The following is an 18,025-nucleotide window of genomic DNA, read 5'->3' as shown; positions in this document are numbered from 1 at the left end:
GCCTTTTTCTTTAACTAGTTGATTTTGATTATGTATTCATGCTGTCGAAGAAATCATCATTGGACTTGCTCTGCTTGAGCTTGTCGATGAGGAATTCCATGGCATCGGTGGTTCCCATAGGATTGAGGATCCGCCGCAGCACCCACATTTTGGCGAGGGTGCCCTTGTCGACCAGCAATTCTTCTTTCCGGGTTCCGGACTTGGTAATGTCGATGGCCGGGAAGACGCGCTTGTCGGAGAGTTTACGATCGAGGATGATTTCCGAGTTACCAGTGCCCTTGAATTCTTCAAAGATAACTTCGTCCATCCGCGAGCCGGTTTCGATCAGCGCCGTCGCCACGATGGTCAGCGAGCCGCCTTCTTCGATATTCCGCGCCGCGCCGAAAAACCGTTTCGGCCGTTGCAAGGCGTTGGCATCGACACCACCCGTCAGGACTTTACCACTGGACGGAACAACCGTGTTATAGGCACGGGCCAGACGGGTAATACTGTCGAGCAGGATCACCACATCGCGTTTATGTTCAACCAGGCGCTTGGCTTTTTCAATGACCATTTCCGCAACCTGAACATGGCGGGAGGCGGGTTCATCAAACGTTGACGACACCACTTCACCATTAACCGAGCGTTTCATGTCGGTTACTTCTTCCGGGCGCTCATCGATCAGCAGAACGATCAGATAGACTTCCGGGTTATTGGTGGTGATGGAATTAGCCATATTTTGCAGGAGAACGGTTTTACCGGTTCTGGGCGGGGCCACAATCAGGGCCCGCTGGCCTTTACCCTGCGGTGAGACCAGGTCAATCACGCGGGCTGAATTTATACCATTTTCGGTGGGGTCGGGAGTTTCCAGTTTGATGCGCTCATCTGGATAAAGCGGGGTAAGATTGTCGAAGTTGATTTTGTGGCGACCCTTTTCCGGGTCTTCGAAGTTAATGTTCTGGACTTTCAGGAGGGCAAAATATCTCTCGCCGTCTTTGGGGCTGCGAATATGCCCGTCCACCGTATCGCCGGTACGCAGGGAAAATCGTCGGATCTGGCTCGGGCTGATATAAATATCATCCGGACCGGCCAAATAGTTGGCATCCGGGGAGCGGAGAAATCCGAAACCGTCCTGCAGGATTTCTAAAACCCCGCCGCCGGTGATTTCCGCACCATTTTCCGCTTCATGTTTGAGAATGGCGAAAAGTTGTTCCTGTTTGCGTAAGGTCGAGGCGTTTTCAATTTCGCGCTCTTCCGCTAAAGCCAGAATTTCCGCTGGGGTTCTTAGTTTAAGTTCTTGAAGATTCATGTAATTTTCTATTGTGTTTGGGATAAGGTCAGATCAAGACGGGTAGATTTTACGTTTGGGAAAAATCAGCTTGTGACTGCCGACAGATTGCTCTTTCACTAAATAAGGCAATGAAACAGTGGAAAAGATATATTCCAAAGAAGTTAATAGTCTATTGCAGCTTTCCAACTTTTAGTCAACTGCTTTAATCTCGAAGATATGTCTATTGAAACGGTTTTACAACAACCAGGATAACAATAAAAACCATCAAAACCGTTGGCACTTCATTAACCCAGCGATAGAATTTTGCGGGCCGCTGATTGTCATCGGCCTCAAACTGCCGGCGCCAGCGCGATAAATAGCCGTGATAACCGGACATCAAGATGACCAGCCCCAGTTTCAACCAGATCCAGACATCCCCCCAATGGACAATACCCGGGGTTAACAACAGTAATCCACCAAAAATAAACGTCATGATCATGGCCGGATTGATAATGCCGCGCAGCAACCGTCGTTCCATGATTTTAAAGGTTTCTGATTTGTCAGAGCCGACGTCTGCATCCGCATGATAAACAAACAGCCGCGGCAGATAAAACATGCCGGCCATCCAGGCGATCACAGAAATGATGTGCAGGGATTTTACCCAAGGATAGATATCAACCAGTATGTCGCCCATTACTTCCTCTTATGTGGCGTCACGACGCCAACGCGCAATCTGAAAATCCGCTTGGGCATATGCGCCCGCCTTGCTCACTGGTTACCTCGCCTACTTTCAGACGCAGTACCAACGAGGCCAGTCCAGCAATAAAATCATCGGACACGCCGACTGTGTCAACCCGTTTATAGTTGGGAACGCCAGATTTTTTCGCCAATTCCGCGTATTCGATATCCAATTCCACCAAGGTTTCCGAATGCTCCGAGACAAAAGCGATGGGAATGACAACAAGCGACGTTCCCTCCGATCCCGCGGCCGTTATTTCATCATCAGTGGACGGTTGCAGCCATTTCATGGGCCCTACCCGGCTTTGGTAACAGACTTTCCAATCCAGCCCCTCAAGTGCCATTTTATCAACAATCCGCTGCGATGTTTGTTCGATTTGCCACTGATACGGATCTCCGGCATCAACAATTTTTTGTGGTAACCCATGGGCGGAAAACAAAACCCGGGTAGTGCTGAGGTCCATTCCCTGTATTTTTTCCATAATCAGCGACGCATAAGCGGAAATCAGGCCTTTTTCCATGGGATAGCAACAAAGCGTTGCCGTTGGAACATCGAGCTTGGCAGATTTCGCCGCTTGATGCCAATCCGCGATAGAGGACGCCGACGTGGTGGATGAATATTGAGGATAGAGCGGAACCAGAATAATTTCGTCAGGTTCATAGGATTGAACAGATTTTACGGTTTCGCCGCTCATCGGATGCCAATAGCGCATGCAAATAAAGGTTTCATAGTCATCCGCTGGATTGGCAGCAGACAATGCTGATTTTAGTGCCGCTGCCTGGTCTCGAGTTTGCGGCAGAAGCGGTGAGGATCCGCCAAGATGACCATATATTTTCTGCGCTACCGGCGCCCGGCGCGTGGATATCAGCTTGGCAACGAGAAACCGCAAGGGTGTGGGCAGCCGGATAATTGCCGGATCCATAAACAGATTATACAAAAATGGCTGAACCGCTTCCAGACTATCTGGACCTCCCAGGTTAAACAGCACTATTGCTTTACGCGCCATAAAAAATATCCCTTAAGAGGTTGAACCGTCCCGGATTAGCTGGCTGAGAGCCCCTACGTGTTCCGGCGGTGTTTGCGGAATAATTCCATGTCCAAGGTTAAAAATAAACGGTGCCAACTTCATGCGATTGATAATCTCTGAAATACGATTTTCCATAGCGGCGCCCCCTTGAACCAGCAATATAGGATCAAGATTTCCCTGCACCGGAACCTTGGTCTGCACGTTACGAGCTGCCCAATCCAACGGCGTTCCCGTATCCAGACTGACGGCGGTGACACCAGTCTCCTCGACAAAGTCTATAATATTGCCGCCAACGCCCTTGGGAAAGCCAATGACAGGCAATTCAGGATAATGATGCCTCAACCCCTCAACAATACGTTTAGTCGGTCCCAGCACCCATTTACGGAACTCGTCATCCGGCAGTACACCGGCCCAGGTATCGAAAATCTGTATAACTTCGGCCCCGGCTTCAACCTGCTTCAATAAATAGGCTATTGTCGCATCGACCAGAATATCAATCAGGGCCGAAAATCCTACGGGATCGCCATACATCCATTTTTTGATATTGACATAATCCTTGGATCCACGGCCTTCGACCATATAAGTTGCCACTGTCCAGGGCGCTCCAGCAAATCCGATTAACGTACAATCCGCGGGAATGGATGAACTTAATCTGGAAACCGTCTCGTATACCGGCTCCAGGGTTTTATGGATATTGTCCAAGTTCAGCTTGGATAAATCCCCTGCCGAGCGAACGGGGTCCAAGACCGGGCCTTCTCCTTCCAGATAATCCAAAGGCTGTCCCAGCGCATCGGGGATCAACAGGATATCAGCAAATAAAATAGCGGCATCCATGCCATAGCGGCGCAACGGCTGTAAGGTTACTTCTTCTGCCAGCTTGGGATTATAGCAAAGATCCAGGAAATTACCGGCTTGTGCCCGGGTAGCCCGATACTCGGGTAGGTACCGACCGGCTTGTCGCATGAGCCAGAAAGGGGGACGCTCGGTTATCTCTCCAGAAAGAGCTCTGAGCATGAGTTTCGTCGGTGTCGTTGTCACGGACAGTACCTTCCAAATTTCTATCCCCTTCTATATATATTTATATAAAAAGGTTGTAGTTGTTGTTGTTGGCTGTGAGAGCTGGGGATTAAATTTCATTCACACCCTTTATAGAAAATCTGGGGATAAAATCCAGTCCTTCTCAACATTGTGTACGAAGTTCGGCTAAAGGCGGATTTGTTTTTCTGTAAAAATAGGTAAAACGGGGATAACTTTTTTTCACTCCTCGGGCAATCGATTCCTCCCCACTGATTGGGATAGGAAAAGACTGTTATGCACAAGCGCATAAGAGGCCTTAAAAAAACCAGCTTATGGGGAGGAATTTTTTGGGCTTTTCCCAAAGGCCATGTTATCCCTGTTATTCACATTATTCACAGCGGACAGGCCAGCAGTTTTATGACCCAATTCCATCTTCATCTGGTTTCTGATTCTACCGGGGAAACCCTGCAATCCATGACCAAAGCAGCCCTGGTGCAGTTTGAAGGTGTTGCCCCGATTGAACATATCTGGACATTAACCCGGACCGTTCGTCAGCTGGATGATATACTTGATTCCATTGAACAAAAACCGGGTTTAGTACTTTATACCCTGGTCAATACCGAGATGCGAGACGTGCTTGAAAAAGGCTGTCAGAAATTGAATGTCTCTTGCTCGTCTGTCCTGGATCCGGTGATGGCTGCTTTTTCCAATTTTTTGGGCCAGGAAAACCAGCAGCTTCCCGGACGCCAGCATACCCTCGATCAGAATTACTTCGGTCGGATTGAAGCGCTGAACTATACCATGGCCCATGATGACGGTCAGATGTCGGAAGGCTTAAACGACGCGGATATCGTCCTGGTCGGTGTTTCCCGAACGTCTAAAACCCCGACATCCTTTTATTTGGCTCATCGGGGTTTTAAAACCGCTAATGTGCCGATCGTCCCGGAAATACCTTTGCCACAGGAACTTTTCTCACTCAGCAATCCGATCGTCGTTGGCTTGACCACAAGTCCGGAGCGATTATCGGAAATTCGTAAAAACCGACTTTTGAGCCTGCATGAAACGGTAGATACAGATTATGTGGACCGCGAGCGGATCAAGGAAGAGGTGATAATGGCGCGAAAAATTTGTACGCGTGAAAGCTGGCCGATTATAGATGTTTCCCGTCGTTCCGTGGAAGAAACCGCCGCGCAAATCATCACTTTGTTTACCAAGCGCCAGGAAAATGCAGGGATGCGATAAGACATGGCCGATGCATCACAGCCTGAGGTGATTTTGGCGTCCGCCAGTATGTCGCGGGCCCGTTTGCTACGTAATGCCGGGCTGGATTTTACAACTTTACCAGCGGCAGTCGATGAAGATGAAGTCAAACATGCGATGCGGGGCGCCATGGCGCCACCGTCGGATACGGCTGTTGCCCTCGCCGAATTAAAGGCCAGCCGCATTTCACACAGTCATCCCCAGGCTTTTGTTATCGGGGCCGATCAGATTCTGGAGTGCAACGGTATCTGGTTCGACAAACCGCCGGACATGGATCATGCCCGGGCCCATTTGCTCAGCCTGAAAGGCAAAACACATCATTTGAGCAATGCCGTTTGTGTCGCCAAAGGGGGCACCGTTCTCTGGCATCATGTCAATCAGGCAAGCCTGACCATGCGGCCGTTTGACGAAGCTTTTTTGGAAAAATATCTGGCCGAGGCTGGGGATGCCATCTTATCTTCCGTCGGCGCCTACCATCTTGAGGGCCTGGGCGCCCATCTATTTAGTCGCGTTGATGGTGATTTCTTCTCCATTCTGGGTTTACCGTTGCTACCACTGCTGGATTTTTTGCGTAATCACAAAATCGGATTGCATATATGACATCAGAAATGACTAAAACGGCCGGTGTGATGGGATGGCCGCTTAGCCATTCTCTGTCGCCGCGGCTTCACGGCTACTGGATCAACAGATATGGCCTCAACGCGGATTATGTGGACCGCCCGGTCAAGCCTGAAGATCTGGAAGGGTTATTACGCCGTTTGCCAGCGGAATGTTTGCAGAAGGGCGAGGTTTTTCGCGGTACGAACCTGACAATTCCCCTAAAAGAAACCGTCATGGACTTTGTTGATATATTGGACCGGTCGGCCAGCCGCATCGGAGCGGTGAATACCATTGTCATGGGCGAGAACGGCGAGATGGTTGGTCGCAATACAGACGGGATCGGGTTTATGGATTCCATGAACGAACATCCAGATGTTGCCGCCCTGCACGGCGGGACAGCTGTACTGATCGGTGCCGGGGGCGCCGCCCGTGCTGTTGCTGTGGCGCTGGTTGATATGGGTTTTACAAAAATCTTGATGACCAACCGGACCCGGGAGCGGGCTGAAGCCCTGGCCACGCACATCGGCGAGACGGTGGACGTAATCAACTGGCAAGAGCGCAGTGAATGCCTTGCGGACGCGGATTTTGTTGTCAATACCACCAGTCTTGGCATGTCCGGTCAGCCACCGTTGGAATTGCCGCTGGATCACTTGAAAGCAGCCGCCATTGTCACGGACATTATCTATGCGCCGCAACAAACAGACTTATTGAAAGCGGCGACATCACGCGGGAATGAGACCGTCGAGGGGATCGGCATGTTATTGCATCAGGCAAAAGCCGGATTTGAAGCCTGGTTTGGCACGCGGCCGGAAGTGGATGCTGGGTTGCGATCCCATGTATTGGAAGGATTGAAGAGTAAATGAGTAAGATGTTGGTTGTTGGTCTCACCGGATCTATCGGCATGGGAAAGTCGACGGCGGCAGAAATGTTCCGCACATTAAAAACGCCGGTTTATGATGCCGATGCGGAAGTTCACAAGCTGTATGCCGAAGGGGGTGCGGCCGTTGAGCCGATCCGCGCGGAATTTCCAACAGCCGTTGAGAGAAATAAGGTTATCCGGGCCCGTCTCAGCAAGCTGGTGGTTGGTAACGAAGCGGAAATCAAGAAACTGGAAGCCATAACCCATCCCTTGCTCGGCCAAGGTCGCGCAGATTTTTTTGCGGCTGCGGAAAAAGCAGGAGCGAAACTTGTTGTGCTGGATGTACCGCTCATTTTCGAGACCGGCGGTGAGAAGAGGTTTGACAAAATTGTCGTAGTCAGTGCACCCAAGGAGGTGCAAAGAGAACGGGTTTTGGCCCGCGATGACATGACAGAAGAGAAATTTGAGGCTATTCTTGCCCGGCAGACCCCGGATGCAGAAAAGCGACGACAAGCAGATTATGTGATTAACACCAATTGCCCGAAAGAAGCGACTCTGGAGCAGATTAGAGGGTTGCTGGAAGATTTGAAACATGCGTGAGATTGCACTCGATACGGAAACCACCGGATTTGATCCGGCCAGCGGAGATCGGATCGTCGAGATTGGCTGTGTCGAGCTGGTTAATCATCTTCCGACCGGGAATATCTTTCACCGCTATATAAATCCGGAACGGGATATGCCCGAAGGCGCCTTCAAGGTGCATGGGTTAAGTGAGGAATTTCTGAAAACCCATAATGTCATCGCCCGCGAGATTGACGAGTTTCTGGCGTTTATTGGCAATGCCAAACTGGTCATTCATAACGCTCAGTTTGATATGAAGTTTTTGAATGCGGAGTTGATCCGGATGAAACGGCCGCCACTGTCGATGTCTCAATCCATCGATACGGTGAGTATGGCCCGGCGCAAATTTCCGGGGGCGCAAGCCAGCCTTGATGCTTTATGTCGGCGCTTTGCCATTGATAACTCGGCCCGGACCAAACATGGTGCGTTGTTGGATGCGGAGCTTTTGGCGGAAGTGTATCTGGAGCTTATTGGCGGACGCCAGCAAGGGTTTACCTTGGAGGAGAATGCGGCTTTTGCAGCAGAATCTCAAACGGAAATCGAGGTTCGACCTGCCCGGCCGCATGCGGCAAGCGACGACGAACAGGCCGCTCATACCGCATTTTTAGAAACCCTTACGGATCCGATCTGGAAGCAGTAAGGGTAATTATCTGGCTTATGCTGTGCCCATGGGCTGCTGACCCGCCATTGCTTGCGCCTTGTGATTTTCAAACAGCGTCTTGAAATCAATAGGGTCTAGAAGCAACGGTGAAAACCCGCCATCCCGTGTGGCGTCGGCAACAACCCGACGGGCAAAGGGGAAGAGCAGACGCGGGCATTCTATCATGCACATCATTTCCATGGCGTTGGGCGGGAAGTTGCGCATTTGAAACAGGCCGCCATAGACAAGCTCTGTAATAAAGGCGACTTCTGTGCCGTGAGTTGCTTTGGCGCTGATCCGTAACTCGACATCAAACATGTCGGCGTCACCGGCTCGGGCTTGAACATTAACCCCAAGCTCGACTTCGGGCTGTCCCTTCTCTGGGCTCAGGCTTTGCGGTGCATTGGGGTTTTCAAAGGAAAGGTCTTTAATATATTGCGTGATAATCGCTAGGGACGGCTGATCGCCTGGCGCTTGGCCTGCCGCAGCGGCATCCGTTGGTGCATCACTTCCATTCTCAGTCATTAAGCTTTTCTCCAAGATTTTGGCACGAGTGTTATGTTGACAGAGTGGCTAACATGGATGCCGATCTGTCACAAGTAGAAGTCTGGTAAATTCTCTAATAGTGATCACTTTTTGTCGGACCAGGGACTATCGGGATTTTTGGTTGAGCCTTGGCCGGAAGAAGCAGGATCATTGTTCAGTTGCGGAGCCTCTTCGTCAACAACCTCATACTCGCCATCGATGACCGGACCGGTTCCGCCGGGAGGACGCTGTGCGCCCTTTTGGTAGCTGGCCCGGGCTGCAAATTTTGAATGTTTCGCCACATAAGACGCAAGAGCCCGCCGCAACGGCGGTAAAAACAGCAAAAACCCGATGGCATCCGTCACAAAGCCGGGGATCAGCAGGAATAAGCCTGCTATGGCCAGAAAGACACCTTCAAATATTTCGTTGACCGGTGCTTCTTTTCGCTCGATGGCTTGTTGCGCGCGCATGAGAACGCCCAGCCCCTGAACCCGGAGCAACGCCATGCCGATAATAGCGGTTACGACAGTAATGAGGACAGTGTTCAGCGCACCGATTTCACTTCCTACCTCGATGAAGACCAGAATCTCAACAAGCGGGATACCGATCACCAATGCCAAAATTATTAACGCCAAACTTGTTTATCCCTCTAAAAAGTTTATGTAACTGTATGCATAGGTAATACGAGAACCGCACATTCGGCGCTGGACCTTACGGACGGAACTCGTTAACCTAATCTTTAATGCTGCCCTTTACATAAGGGTTATTGGAATAATTACCAAACTCAATCTAAAGATAGAAATATGGACAACGGATTTCAGTTCCTCGATATTATTTTGCTTGCCGCTGTTGCTGGTTTTATATTCTTGCGCTTGCGTAGCGTGCTGGGCCGGCGCATGGGACATGAGCAAACACCGCCGGAAGAGCAAAAACAGCAGACAATAGAAGACGATAAATCCGTCGACAGTGACGACAATGTGGTAACATTGGACGGCAAGACCAAACCAGATATTGAAAGCCCCTTTGCTGGAACCGAGCTCAGCCGAACCCTGACTCAAATCAGACAGATTGACAAAAACTTCGATCAGACGACCTTTGCCGGTGGCGCGCAAGCCGCTTATGAAGCAATCGTTGTTGCCTTCGCCCGCGGGGATCGCTCAACCCTGAAGGAATTACTGGCAGACGATGTCTATGAAAACTTTGAAACCTCCATTCAGGATCGCGAAGATCAGGAACATGACATGTCGACGGATATAGTCGCCATTCATTCCGCCGATATAATCGATGCGACGCTTGAACATAAAGAGGCCGAAGTGACGGTGAAGTTTGATGCTGAGATGATTAGCATGACCAAGGACGAAGACGGTGTTGTTGTCGCTGGTGACCCGCAACCTCATCGGGTTGAGGAATTGTGGACGTTTGCGCGCAACTTGAAATCTCGTAATCCAAACTGGTTATTGATCACTACCCGCAGTGCTAACTAAGGCGGTCTAATGTCGGCCTGGGGAAATATCTCTCCTATCTGGAAAAAAATTGGCGGTGCGCTGGGGATTGTCGTAATTGCGAGCATCGCGGGTGGCATATGGTATTGGCAAAGTGACGTCAAAATGGACGATAACCTTATCCTCGAGCAAACCAGCTATTCTGATATTCCCGGATGGAGCGGCGACGATTTAGCGGAATTTCTGCCGGCCCTTCTCAAATCTTGCACGAAAATTCTGACTTTGCCCGAGACGAGATCTCTTGGTGGCAATAATCTGGCGGGAACCGCGGCCGATTGGCATGCATTATGTCAGATGGCGCTAACGTTACCGCCGCAATCAGATGTTCTCAGGTCCTTTGTTGAAGATAATTTCACCCCGTTTCAGGTTTTGAATAATGGCACGGAAACAGGCTTGTTTACCGGCTATTACGAGGCCAGCCTGAAAGGCAGCCGGACACAGCAGGACCTCTATACCACCCCATTATATCTGCGCCCCCCCGAACTTGTCATGGTCGATCTGGGCCGGTTCCGCGATGACCTGAAAGGTCAACGCATTGCCGGTCAGGTTAAAGGCGGAGATCTGATGCCCTTTGCGCATCGGACCGAAATTGACAAAGGGGCGCTGGAAAACCGCGAACTGGAACTGGTCTGGGTCGATAGCGATATTGACGCCTTCTTTTTACAGATCCAGGGCTCCGGCATTGTCCAGCTGGATGATGGCACGGAGCTTCGGGTTGGCTATGCTGGTCAGAACGGCCATCCGTATTTCGCCATCGGCAAGGCTCTGATCGAACGGGCGTATATTCCGCGCGAGAAAATGTCCATGCAGGCCATTCGCAGCTGGCTGGAGGACAATCCCCATGAAGCGACTGAGATTATGCAGATGAATGCGTCTTATGTCTTCTTTCGTGAGCTGAACACCGGCGGACCCATCGGGGCGCAAGGAGTGGAACTGACACCGGAACGCAGTCTTGCGGTCGATCGCAAATGGTTCCCGTTGGGTGTGCCGGTTTTTCTGGAAACAGAAGTCTCGACGACAGATGAAGCAGATCTTCCCCGGCCCTTCCGTAAATTGATGATGGCGCAGGATACGGGCGGCGCCATTCGCGGGCCCGTCCGCGGTGATGTTTTCTGGGGCTATGGTGATCATGCTTACGAGATGTCCGGCGGCATGAAAAGTGACGGCAAGCTGTGGATCTTTCTGCCCAATGCGGTGGCCGAAAAACGAAAGACGGCAAATCCCGCGTAAGGTATCTGGCGTAATCCAAAACCGAAGGGTATAGTTCATTCCAGTAATGGGAGAATGAGATGACCGAGACGCCGGAACCAAAAACAGTTGCCTTATTTGTGACCTGCCTTGTGGATATAAATCGTCCATCAGTGGCCTTTGCAGCGATCAAATTACTGGAGCAGGCCGGATGCACCATCGTGGTGCCGGACACCCAGACATGCTGCGGCCAGCCCGCGTATAATTCCGGTGATAAAAAAAGCACCAAAGCCATTGCCAGCGCTGTGATTGAGGCCTTTAAAGGGTTTGAATATGTGGTCGCTCCCTCCGGGTCTTGCGCCGGGATGATCTCGAAGCATTATCCAGAGCTGTTTGCCGATGATCCCACCATGCTGGTGGCAGCCGAAGAATTGGCCGGCCGCACCTTTGAGCTGGTCTCATTTCTCAGTGATGTGCTGAAATATCAACCTGCGAAGACGACGCTTGATGCCAGCCTGACCTATCATGACAGCTGCAGCAGTTTGCGCGAAGTGAACGTCAAGGACCAGCCGCGGGCCTTACTCGCCAGTGTTGAAGGGCTGGAAGTTCGTGAAGCAGAGGACCGGGAAGTCTGCTGCGGATTTGGCGGAACCTTCTGCATTAAATATTCCGAGATATCGGGCAGCATGGTTGATAAGAAAGTCGATAATATTGCGGCAACAAAAGCCGATATTCTGGCAGCAGGAGATTTGGGCTGCTTGATGAATATCGCCGGACGGCTGCACCGCCGAAACGAAGATATAAAGGTTTTACATGTGGCGGAGGTGTTGGCTGGCATGACCGACGTGCCGGGTCTTGGTGAGGGAGAACGCTGATGCAGGTCACCAGTCGCCATTTCAAGGACGGCGCCCATGAGGCGTTGCAAGACAAGGATATCCAGACCGCCTTTTCGAAGGTTAAAACCGGATTTTCCGTCGCCCGCGCCGCCCGCGTCGAAGAGCTTCCGGAATTTGAGGATCTGCGGGATACGGCAGTGGAAATCAAAAACCATGTGATTGAAAACCTCGATTACTATCTGGAATATTTCGAAGATCAGGTACTTTTGCAAGGCGGGAAGGTGCATTGGTGCAATACCTACGCCGAAGCGCGCGATGCCGTCTTGAAAATCTGCCGGGACGCGGATGCAAAGACAGTGACCAAGGGTAAATCCATGATCACCGAGGAAATGGCCCTCAATGATTTTCTCAGCGAAAACGATATTGAGCCTATTGAGACCGACCTTGGTGAATATATCATCCAGCTGGCCAATGAATATCCCAGCCATATCATTGCCCCGGCCCTGCATAAAACAAAAGAACAGGTCACCGAACTGTTTCACGTGAAACATCAGAAATATGGATTAACCGAACGGCAGACCGATCCGCAAGCTCTGGTCAATGAAGCCCGGAGTGTCCTGCGGGAAAAATATGTCGCAGCCGATGTGGGCATTACCGGGGCGAATTTCCTGATCGCAGAAACCGGCTCCACCGTCATTGTCACCAATGAGGGCAATGGAGATCTGACGCAAAGCTTGCCAAAAACCCATATTGCCGTGGCCAGCATCGAAAAAATTGTGCCGACATTGGAAGATGCCAGCACCATGATGCGGCTTTTGGCCCGCTCCGCCACCGGTCAGGAAATGTCTGTCTACACCACCTTTTCAACCGGCCCGAAGCGTATGGAAGACATAGACGGGCCGGCCAACTTTCACGTTATCTTGCTCGATAGTGGACGCAGTGAATTGATCGGTACCGATAAACAGGATTTGCTGCGCTGTCTGAAATGCGGTGCCTGCATGAACCATTGCCCGGTTTATCAGGCCGTCGGCGGCCATTCTTATGGCTGGGTTTATCCCGGCCCGATTGGCGCAGCCCTCAATCCGCAGATGGTTGGATTGGAAGAAGCCCGCCATCTGCCCAATGCGTCGACTTTTTGTGGACGCTGCGAGGAAGTTTGCCCGGTGCGCATTCCGCTGCCCAAAATCATGCGCCATTGGCGGGAGAAATCCTTTGAAACCCATGTCACGCCGAAACCGGAACGCTGGGGCATTGGATTATGGGCGTTTTTCGCCAAACGCCCGGCCCTGTACCGGATGATGACCCGATGTGGCGTCACGGCGCTACGGTTGGCCGCCGGTAAAAAAGGCCGCCTTAAATCCCTGCCGCTAATGAAAGGCTGGACCTCTGTTCGCGACTTACCGGCACCGCAAGGCAAGACCTTTATGGATCAATGGAAACAGCAGAAACGAAGGAATTCCTGATGTCAGCGCGGGATAAAATCCTCGGCCGGATCCGCCGAAATCTGGGGCGCGGGCCGCTTGACGAAGAGGCGGCAACATTGGTCCGCGACCGGATTGCCGGCCATAAACGTAATCTGGTGCCCGCCCGGACAAGTATCAGCCATGGTCGTCAGGTCAATCTGCTGCAGGATAAACTGGAAGCATTGGCGGCCACTGTCGTGCGGGTGCCGTCTTTGAGCGAGGTTCCGGGCCAGGTCCGCGATTATCTCAGCAGCCATAACCTGCCAAGCCAGATCAAGATGTCCCCGTCCCCATCGTTGGATGAGATACCGTGGGGCGATGTCCCAATGTTGGAAATTGCCCGCGGTGCGGCGGTGATTACGGACGAAGTCAGCATCACCCCGGCGTTTGCCGCCATTGCCGAAACCGGGACTTTGTGCATGGCCTCCGGGCCGGACACCCCGTCGACGCTCAACTTCCTGCCTGAAAATCATATTGTTGTGTTGAAGGCCGGGGATATTCAGGGCTCGTTTGAAGATGTCTGGGACCGGCTGCGGCAAAAATTCGGAGAGGCGGAGATGCCGCGCACCGTGAATTTCATTTCCGGACCGTCGCGAACGGCGGATATTGAGCAACAGTTGATTATGGGAGCCCATGGGCCCCGCCGTTTACATATTGTGATTGTTGAAGATGAGCAAAAAGCCTGATCGCCCGAAAGGCCTGTCGAAAACCGACCGGGACCTTTGGGATTATGTGACGCGGAATATCGACCGTCAGGCCAGCAATCGATTTATCGGCTTTGACGTGCGACCCACCAAGATGGTGGTAGACACCAAGAAGGTGGCACCGGCGCCAACGCCAGCGCCCGGTCGCAAACCGCCGATTAATGCCGAAAAACTGGCGAAAGCCATGGTCAGCCGCCCCGTCGAGCCGCAAAATGCGCGCCGGGCCGCGCCGCCCATAAACCCCTCTCAACGGGAGAATGTTCCGGGCCTGGATCGGCGTAACTCAGAACGTTTGCGCAAAGGCCAGATGACCATCGACGGCAAAGTTGATTTGCATGGGATGACGCAAGCCGAAGCCCATACCCGTCTGCGCACCTTTATTTCGGCGGCGCAATTACAGGGTAAACGCTGTGTCTTGGTGGTGACGGGCAAAGGATCGCGGGGCCAGAAAACCGATGATGCTGCTTTTATGGGAAGTGAGCGCCGCGGTATTTTGCGCGAAGCCGTGCCCAAATGGCTCGCGGCGGCGGATATGCGGCGGTTGGTCATTGACTTTCGGGCCGCCCAGCCGAAACATGGCGGCGGCGGCGCGCTGTATGTTTTACTGCGCCGCGACCGGTCGTAACAGGAGAATTTATCATGACACCTTTTGGCCTGCGGGTGCGGGCACTTCGAAAAGGACGACATATCACGCTCAAGCAAATGGCCGCTGATCTGGATATCAGCGCCGCCTACCTGTCGGCGCTGGAGCATGGCCATCGTGGCCGCCCCTCCTGGTCGCTGGTCGAGCAAATTTGCGTTTATTTTAATATCATCTGGGACGATGCGGAAGAATTACAGCGTCTGGCCTCCCTCTCCCATCCGAAAGTTACTCTTGATACCAGCGGATTGAGCCCGACGGCCACGGAATATGCCAACCTGATGGCGCGGGAAATCCGCAACCTGCCCAAAGCGAGGCTGGAAGAAATGTTGAATTACCTCAAGGAGATAGCGCCGCCGCGCCGCTAAGTCATGAGTTCTGATCGATCCGATAAAGGCGTCCGGCTCGCCAAAGGGGTTCAGGTTCTGCTGACCGCCATGGGCTATGAGAGCTTGCGCGAGGTAAAACTGCGGACCGGTCGTCGCGTCGATGTTATGGGGATCAATAGCAAGGGCCGGATCATCGTTGTTGAGGTAAAAAGCGGCCCGGCAGATTTTCGGGTGGACGAGAAATGGACGGAATATCTGGAATTTTGTGACGAATATTATTTTGCCGTGGACGAAGACTTCCCGCAAAACCTGTTGCCGACAGATCAAGGTCTGATCATCGCCGATGGTTTTGGCGGGGCGATCGTGACGCCGTCAGCGGATTTCAAATTGAATGCAAGCCGCCGCAGAAATGTTATCCTGCGGTTTGCGCGAATTGCGGCCCGACGATTAAATACACCGGAAACCCAGAAATAAGGAGAGTGATAATGTGTGAAGCCAGTAGTGACGGGGATGCTATCCCTACCGTGTTTATTGAGAATGAGCGTACGCGGGTGACTGAATGGCGATTTCCTGTCGGATCGCATACGGGCTGGCACGTGCATGAATTTGATTATGTTGTGGTGCCGTTGTTCGACGGTTTCCTCGATATCAAACTGCCCGGCGGCGAACAGACCCGCGCCGAGTTAAAGCACGGTGTGCCCTATTTCCGCGAAAAAGGCGTCGAACATGATGTGTTCAATGGCAATGATTTCGAATGCGCCTTTATGGAAACTGAATTTCTGAAATAGTCAGTTATTACGGCGCCCCTTCCAGAATGAGCACCTCGGAGTCTGCGAATTTTTGCCGGAGTTTGGCGGCCTTCTGATATTCGGGGGAGTTATAGCAATCCAGCGCTGTCTGGTAGCTGTCGAACTCGATGACCACATGACGTTCGCGGGCCGGGCCTTCGACTGCTGAATACTGGCCACCGCGGATCAGGAACTTTGCCTCATATTTCTCGAACGCTACTGCATCCGCGGCCAGATACTGCGGATAATTCTCCGCATCTGTGATGGTGACGTTGACGATCCAATAGCCTTTCATGACAATTCCTATCCTTGATCCTAGAGCCGGGATGTCAGCAGTTTAAGTCCGGCGGCTCCGAAAAACACAGCAAGCGTGCCATCAATGATCCGGCGGCCTGATTGATACAGGCGGATCATCGGTGCGCTGGAGAAGGCCAGCGCGTAAAAGCCGAAAACCAGAATGCCGAGCGCCGCACATCCGCCGATAATGGCAAACGTCACCCAAAGCGGCGAGTCCGGCCGCAATCCAAGGGAAATAATGGCAATCCAGGCAAAAACCGCCTTGGGATTGGTCATATGCACCGCCACACCACGCAGGAAAAACCGCCGATCGTTCTGGGCGGCGGGCATGGAGCCCTCCGCTGCCGTATCTTTACGCAAGGCGGAGCGCAGGGATTTATAGGCCAGCCACAGTAAATAGAGGCCCCCGCCAATTTTTACCGCAATCAATGTCCAGCCGAACGCGGCCAGAAACGCCGTTACCCCGAAAGCGGCCAGCAACGACCAGATAAACGAGCCGAGCGAAACGCCCGCCGCCAACGATACGCCGGCCCGCCGTCCCCGCGACATGGACGTCCCCATAATCGCCAGCACCGCCGGCCCCGGGCTCAAGGTGGCAATCAGATACGCCGAATAAGCTACGATCAAGTCGGGTAGGAATTGGATGAATTCAGTCATTCTGTGCTCCTACCTGTACGGATCGTCTTTGGCGAGATAGTCGGTGACATAATCTGCAATGCCGTCTTCCAGGCTGTGGAAATTACCGCCGAAGCCCGCCGCGCGGAGCTTTTGCATATTGGCTTCGGTGAAATACTGGTATTTATCGCGGATCTCGATAGGCGTATCCCGATAGGAGATATCCTCTGTTTTTCCGGCGGCCTTGAAAACAGCACTGGCCAGGTCCTTGAAACTACGGGCCTTTCCGGTGCCAAGGTTGAACAGGCCGGAAACGTCCCGGTTGTCCAGCAGCCACAGGATGACATTAACGCAGTCTTTCACATAGACGAAATCGCGCAGCTGGCCGCCGTCCTCATAATCGGGGCTATGGGACTTGAACAGGGTCACCGCCTCCCCTGCTGCAATGCGCGGATAGCTTTGGGCAATCACACTTTTCATGGAGCCTTTATGATATTCATTGGGGCCGTAAACGTTGAAAAACTTGAGCCCTGCCCATTGCGGTGGCGTCATGGCGCCACGAGCAATTTCATGGGCCACATGCTTGTCGAACGCATGTTTGCTCCAGCCATAGAGATTGAGCGGATGTAGATCCTGCAAGTCGCCTTCCGTCTCGCTATCATCAAAACCGGCCGTGCCATCACCATAGGTGGCGGCGGAAGATGCATAGATAAACGGTGTTTTATGCGCGATTGCCCAATTCCATAGCATCAATGTGGGCTTGAAATTACGTTTCAGGATCAAATCGCCGTTGGTTTCTGTGGTCGCCGAGATGGCGCCCATATGGATTATGGCCTCAAGCCCGTTACCCGCTTCCGCCAGCCAGTTTTCCAGGTCATCGGGATCAACAAAGTCGCTGATCACATGTTTGGCGAGGTTTTTCCATTTCTCGCCGTCTTCCAGCCAGTCGCAAACCACCACGGATTTTCCCTGATCGGACAAGGCAGCGACAATGTTGGAGCCGATAAAACCGGCCCCGCCGGTAACCAGAATACGCGAAGTCATCAGGTTTCTTCCTTCCCAAGCAGGCGCTGGATGGTGCGGGTGGTGCTAAACCCATCTTTCAATTCCGCCAGATGGACCCGGC

The 18,025-nt window shown here is 52.3% G+C and carries 23 protein-coding genes; 14 read left to right on the top strand and 9 right to left on the bottom strand.

Annotated features, from left to right (window positions below; translation table 11 throughout):
* Window positions 1–28: 28 nt before the first annotated feature.
* The 4 genes from rho to hemE all read right to left on the bottom strand — a co-directional run bounded on the left by rho (window position 29) and on the right by hemE (window position 4,053).
* Window positions 29–1,288, bottom strand: a complete 1,260-nt coding sequence (rho, locus tag V7723_RS17765) for a transcription termination factor Rho (protein ID WP_335685842.1) — start codon at window positions 1,286–1,288, stop codon at window positions 29–31.
* Window positions 1,289–1,490: 202 nt separating this feature from the next.
* Complete coding sequence (gene hemJ, locus V7723_RS17760) at window positions 1,491–1,943, bottom strand: protoporphyrinogen oxidase HemJ (RefSeq protein ID WP_335685841.1); 453 nt, start codon at window positions 1,941–1,943, stop codon at window positions 1,491–1,493.
* Between the two features lie 19 nt (window positions 1,944–1,962).
* Window positions 1,963–2,994, bottom strand: a complete 1,032-nt coding sequence (hemH, locus tag V7723_RS17755; RefSeq protein WP_335685840.1) for a ferrochelatase — start codon at window positions 2,992–2,994, stop codon at window positions 1,963–1,965.
* A 12-nt stretch (window positions 2,995–3,006) separates the two neighbouring features.
* Window positions 3,007–4,053 carry a uroporphyrinogen decarboxylase gene (gene hemE / locus V7723_RS17750; protein ID WP_335685839.1) on the bottom strand — a complete coding sequence of 349 codons (1,047 nt, stop codon included), beginning with the start codon at window positions 4,051–4,053 and terminating at the stop codon, window positions 3,007–3,009.
* 273 nt (window positions 4,054–4,326) lie between these two features.
* On the opposite strand from hemE, the gene V7723_RS17745 reads away from it, so the two are divergent.
* The 5 genes from V7723_RS17745 to dnaQ are packed head-to-tail and all read left to right on the top strand — an operon-like array spanning window position 4,327 to window position 8,012.
* Window positions 4,327–5,274, top strand: a complete 948-nt coding sequence (locus V7723_RS17745) for a pyruvate, water dikinase regulatory protein (protein ID WP_335685838.1) — start codon at window positions 4,327–4,329, stop codon at window positions 5,272–5,274.
* A 3-nt stretch (window positions 5,275–5,277) separates the two neighbouring features.
* Complete coding sequence (locus V7723_RS17740) at window positions 5,278–5,892, top strand: Maf family protein (RefSeq protein WP_335685837.1); 615 nt, start codon at window positions 5,278–5,280, stop codon at window positions 5,890–5,892.
* Window positions 5,889–6,755: a shikimate dehydrogenase gene (locus V7723_RS17735; protein WP_335685836.1), complete on the top strand. Its 867-nt coding sequence runs from the start codon at window positions 5,889–5,891 to the stop codon at window positions 6,753–6,755. Before V7723_RS17740 ends, V7723_RS17735 begins: the two co-directional genes overlap by 4 nt.
* A complete protein-coding gene (coaE, locus tag V7723_RS17730) occupies window positions 6,752–7,351 on the top strand; it encodes a dephospho-CoA kinase (protein ID WP_335685835.1) in 600 nt (199 codons plus the stop codon). Before V7723_RS17735 ends, coaE begins: the two co-directional genes overlap by 4 nt.
* Window positions 7,344–8,012, top strand: coding sequence for a DNA polymerase III subunit epsilon (dnaQ, locus tag V7723_RS17725; RefSeq protein WP_335685834.1), 669 nt, complete (start codon window positions 7,344–7,346; stop codon window positions 8,010–8,012). The genes coaE and dnaQ overlap by 8 nt, the downstream gene beginning before the upstream one ends.
* 15 nt (window positions 8,013–8,027) lie before the next feature.
* Here the strand turns inward: dnaQ and secB are convergent, their stop codons facing one another.
* Both secB and V7723_RS17715 read right to left on the bottom strand, forming a co-directional pair.
* Entirely contained in the window at window positions 8,028–8,537 is a 510-nt protein-coding gene (gene secB / locus V7723_RS17720) for a protein-export chaperone SecB (RefSeq protein ID WP_335685833.1), read from the bottom strand.
* 104 nt (window positions 8,538–8,641) lie between these two features.
* Window positions 8,642–9,172, bottom strand: a complete 531-nt coding sequence (locus V7723_RS17715; protein ID WP_335685832.1) for an FxsA family protein — start codon at window positions 9,170–9,172, stop codon at window positions 8,642–8,644.
* A 168-nt stretch (window positions 9,173–9,340) separates the two neighbouring features.
* On the opposite strand from V7723_RS17715, the gene V7723_RS17710 reads away from it, so the two are divergent.
* Genes V7723_RS17710 through V7723_RS17670 form a run of 9 tightly spaced genes read left to right on the top strand, consistent with a single transcriptional unit; the run spans window position 9,341 to window position 15,987 of the window.
* A complete protein-coding gene (locus V7723_RS17710; protein WP_335685831.1) occupies window positions 9,341–10,021 on the top strand; it encodes a Tim44/TimA family putative adaptor protein in 681 nt (226 codons plus the stop codon).
* Between the two features lie 9 nt (window positions 10,022–10,030).
* A complete protein-coding gene (gene mltA / locus V7723_RS17705; RefSeq protein ID WP_335685830.1) occupies window positions 10,031–11,269 on the top strand; it encodes a murein transglycosylase A in 1,239 nt (412 codons plus the stop codon).
* A gap of 59 nt (window positions 11,270–11,328) precedes the next feature.
* Complete coding sequence (locus V7723_RS17700; protein WP_335685829.1) at window positions 11,329–12,102, top strand: (Fe-S)-binding protein; 774 nt, start codon at window positions 11,329–11,331, stop codon at window positions 12,100–12,102.
* Window positions 12,102–13,526 (top strand): LutB/LldF family L-lactate oxidation iron-sulfur protein, encoded by a 1,425-nt coding sequence (locus tag V7723_RS17695; protein ID WP_335685828.1) that lies wholly within the window; start codon window positions 12,102–12,104, stop codon window positions 13,524–13,526. The genes V7723_RS17700 and V7723_RS17695 overlap by 1 nt, the downstream gene beginning before the upstream one ends.
* The gene (locus tag V7723_RS17690; RefSeq protein ID WP_335685827.1) at window positions 13,526–14,212 is read left to right on the top strand and encodes a LutC/YkgG family protein; all 687 of its coding nucleotides are present in this window, start codon (window positions 13,526–13,528) and stop codon (window positions 14,210–14,212) included. Before V7723_RS17695 ends, V7723_RS17690 begins: the two co-directional genes overlap by 1 nt.
* Window positions 14,196–14,855 carry a Smr/MutS family protein gene (locus V7723_RS17685; protein ID WP_335685826.1) on the top strand — a complete coding sequence of 220 codons (660 nt, stop codon included), beginning with the start codon at window positions 14,196–14,198 and terminating at the stop codon, window positions 14,853–14,855. Before V7723_RS17690 ends, V7723_RS17685 begins: the two co-directional genes overlap by 17 nt.
* A gap of 14 nt (window positions 14,856–14,869) precedes the next feature.
* Window positions 14,870–15,238 (top strand): helix-turn-helix domain-containing protein, encoded by a 369-nt coding sequence (locus tag V7723_RS17680; protein ID WP_335685825.1) that lies wholly within the window; start codon window positions 14,870–14,872, stop codon window positions 15,236–15,238.
* 3 nt (window positions 15,239–15,241) lie between these two features.
* Window positions 15,242–15,673 carry an MmcB family DNA repair protein gene (locus tag V7723_RS17675; RefSeq protein WP_335685824.1) on the top strand — a complete coding sequence of 144 codons (432 nt, stop codon included), beginning with the start codon at window positions 15,242–15,244 and terminating at the stop codon, window positions 15,671–15,673.
* 11 nt (window positions 15,674–15,684) lie between these two features.
* Window positions 15,685–15,987 carry a cupin domain-containing protein gene (locus tag V7723_RS17670; protein ID WP_335685823.1) on the top strand — a complete coding sequence of 101 codons (303 nt, stop codon included), beginning with the start codon at window positions 15,685–15,687 and terminating at the stop codon, window positions 15,985–15,987.
* A gap of 7 nt (window positions 15,988–15,994) precedes the next feature.
* Here the strand turns inward: V7723_RS17670 and V7723_RS17665 are convergent, their stop codons facing one another.
* The 3 genes from V7723_RS17665 to rfaD are packed head-to-tail and all read right to left on the bottom strand — an operon-like array spanning window position 15,995 to window position 17,943.
* The gene (locus V7723_RS17665) at window positions 15,995–16,282 is read right to left on the bottom strand and encodes a DUF1330 domain-containing protein (RefSeq protein ID WP_335685822.1); all 288 of its coding nucleotides are present in this window, start codon (window positions 16,280–16,282) and stop codon (window positions 15,995–15,997) included.
* A gap of 20 nt (window positions 16,283–16,302) precedes the next feature.
* The gene (locus V7723_RS17660) at window positions 16,303–16,941 is read right to left on the bottom strand and encodes a LysE family translocator (RefSeq protein ID WP_335685821.1); all 639 of its coding nucleotides are present in this window, start codon (window positions 16,939–16,941) and stop codon (window positions 16,303–16,305) included.
* A 9-nt stretch (window positions 16,942–16,950) separates the two neighbouring features.
* On the bottom strand, window positions 16,951–17,943 hold the full coding sequence (gene rfaD, locus V7723_RS17655) for an ADP-glyceromanno-heptose 6-epimerase (protein ID WP_335685820.1): 993 nt from the start codon (window positions 17,941–17,943) through the stop codon (window positions 16,951–16,953).
* Window positions 17,944–18,025: the final 82 nt, after the last annotated feature.

It is taken from the genome of Sneathiella sp. (assembly GCF_036960985.1).
Lineage (GTDB): Bacteria > Pseudomonadota > Alphaproteobacteria > Sneathiellales > Sneathiellaceae > Sneathiella.
The sequence above is the reverse complement of the archived record's forward strand: the minus strand, read 5'-3'. Positions and strand labels throughout refer to the sequence as shown.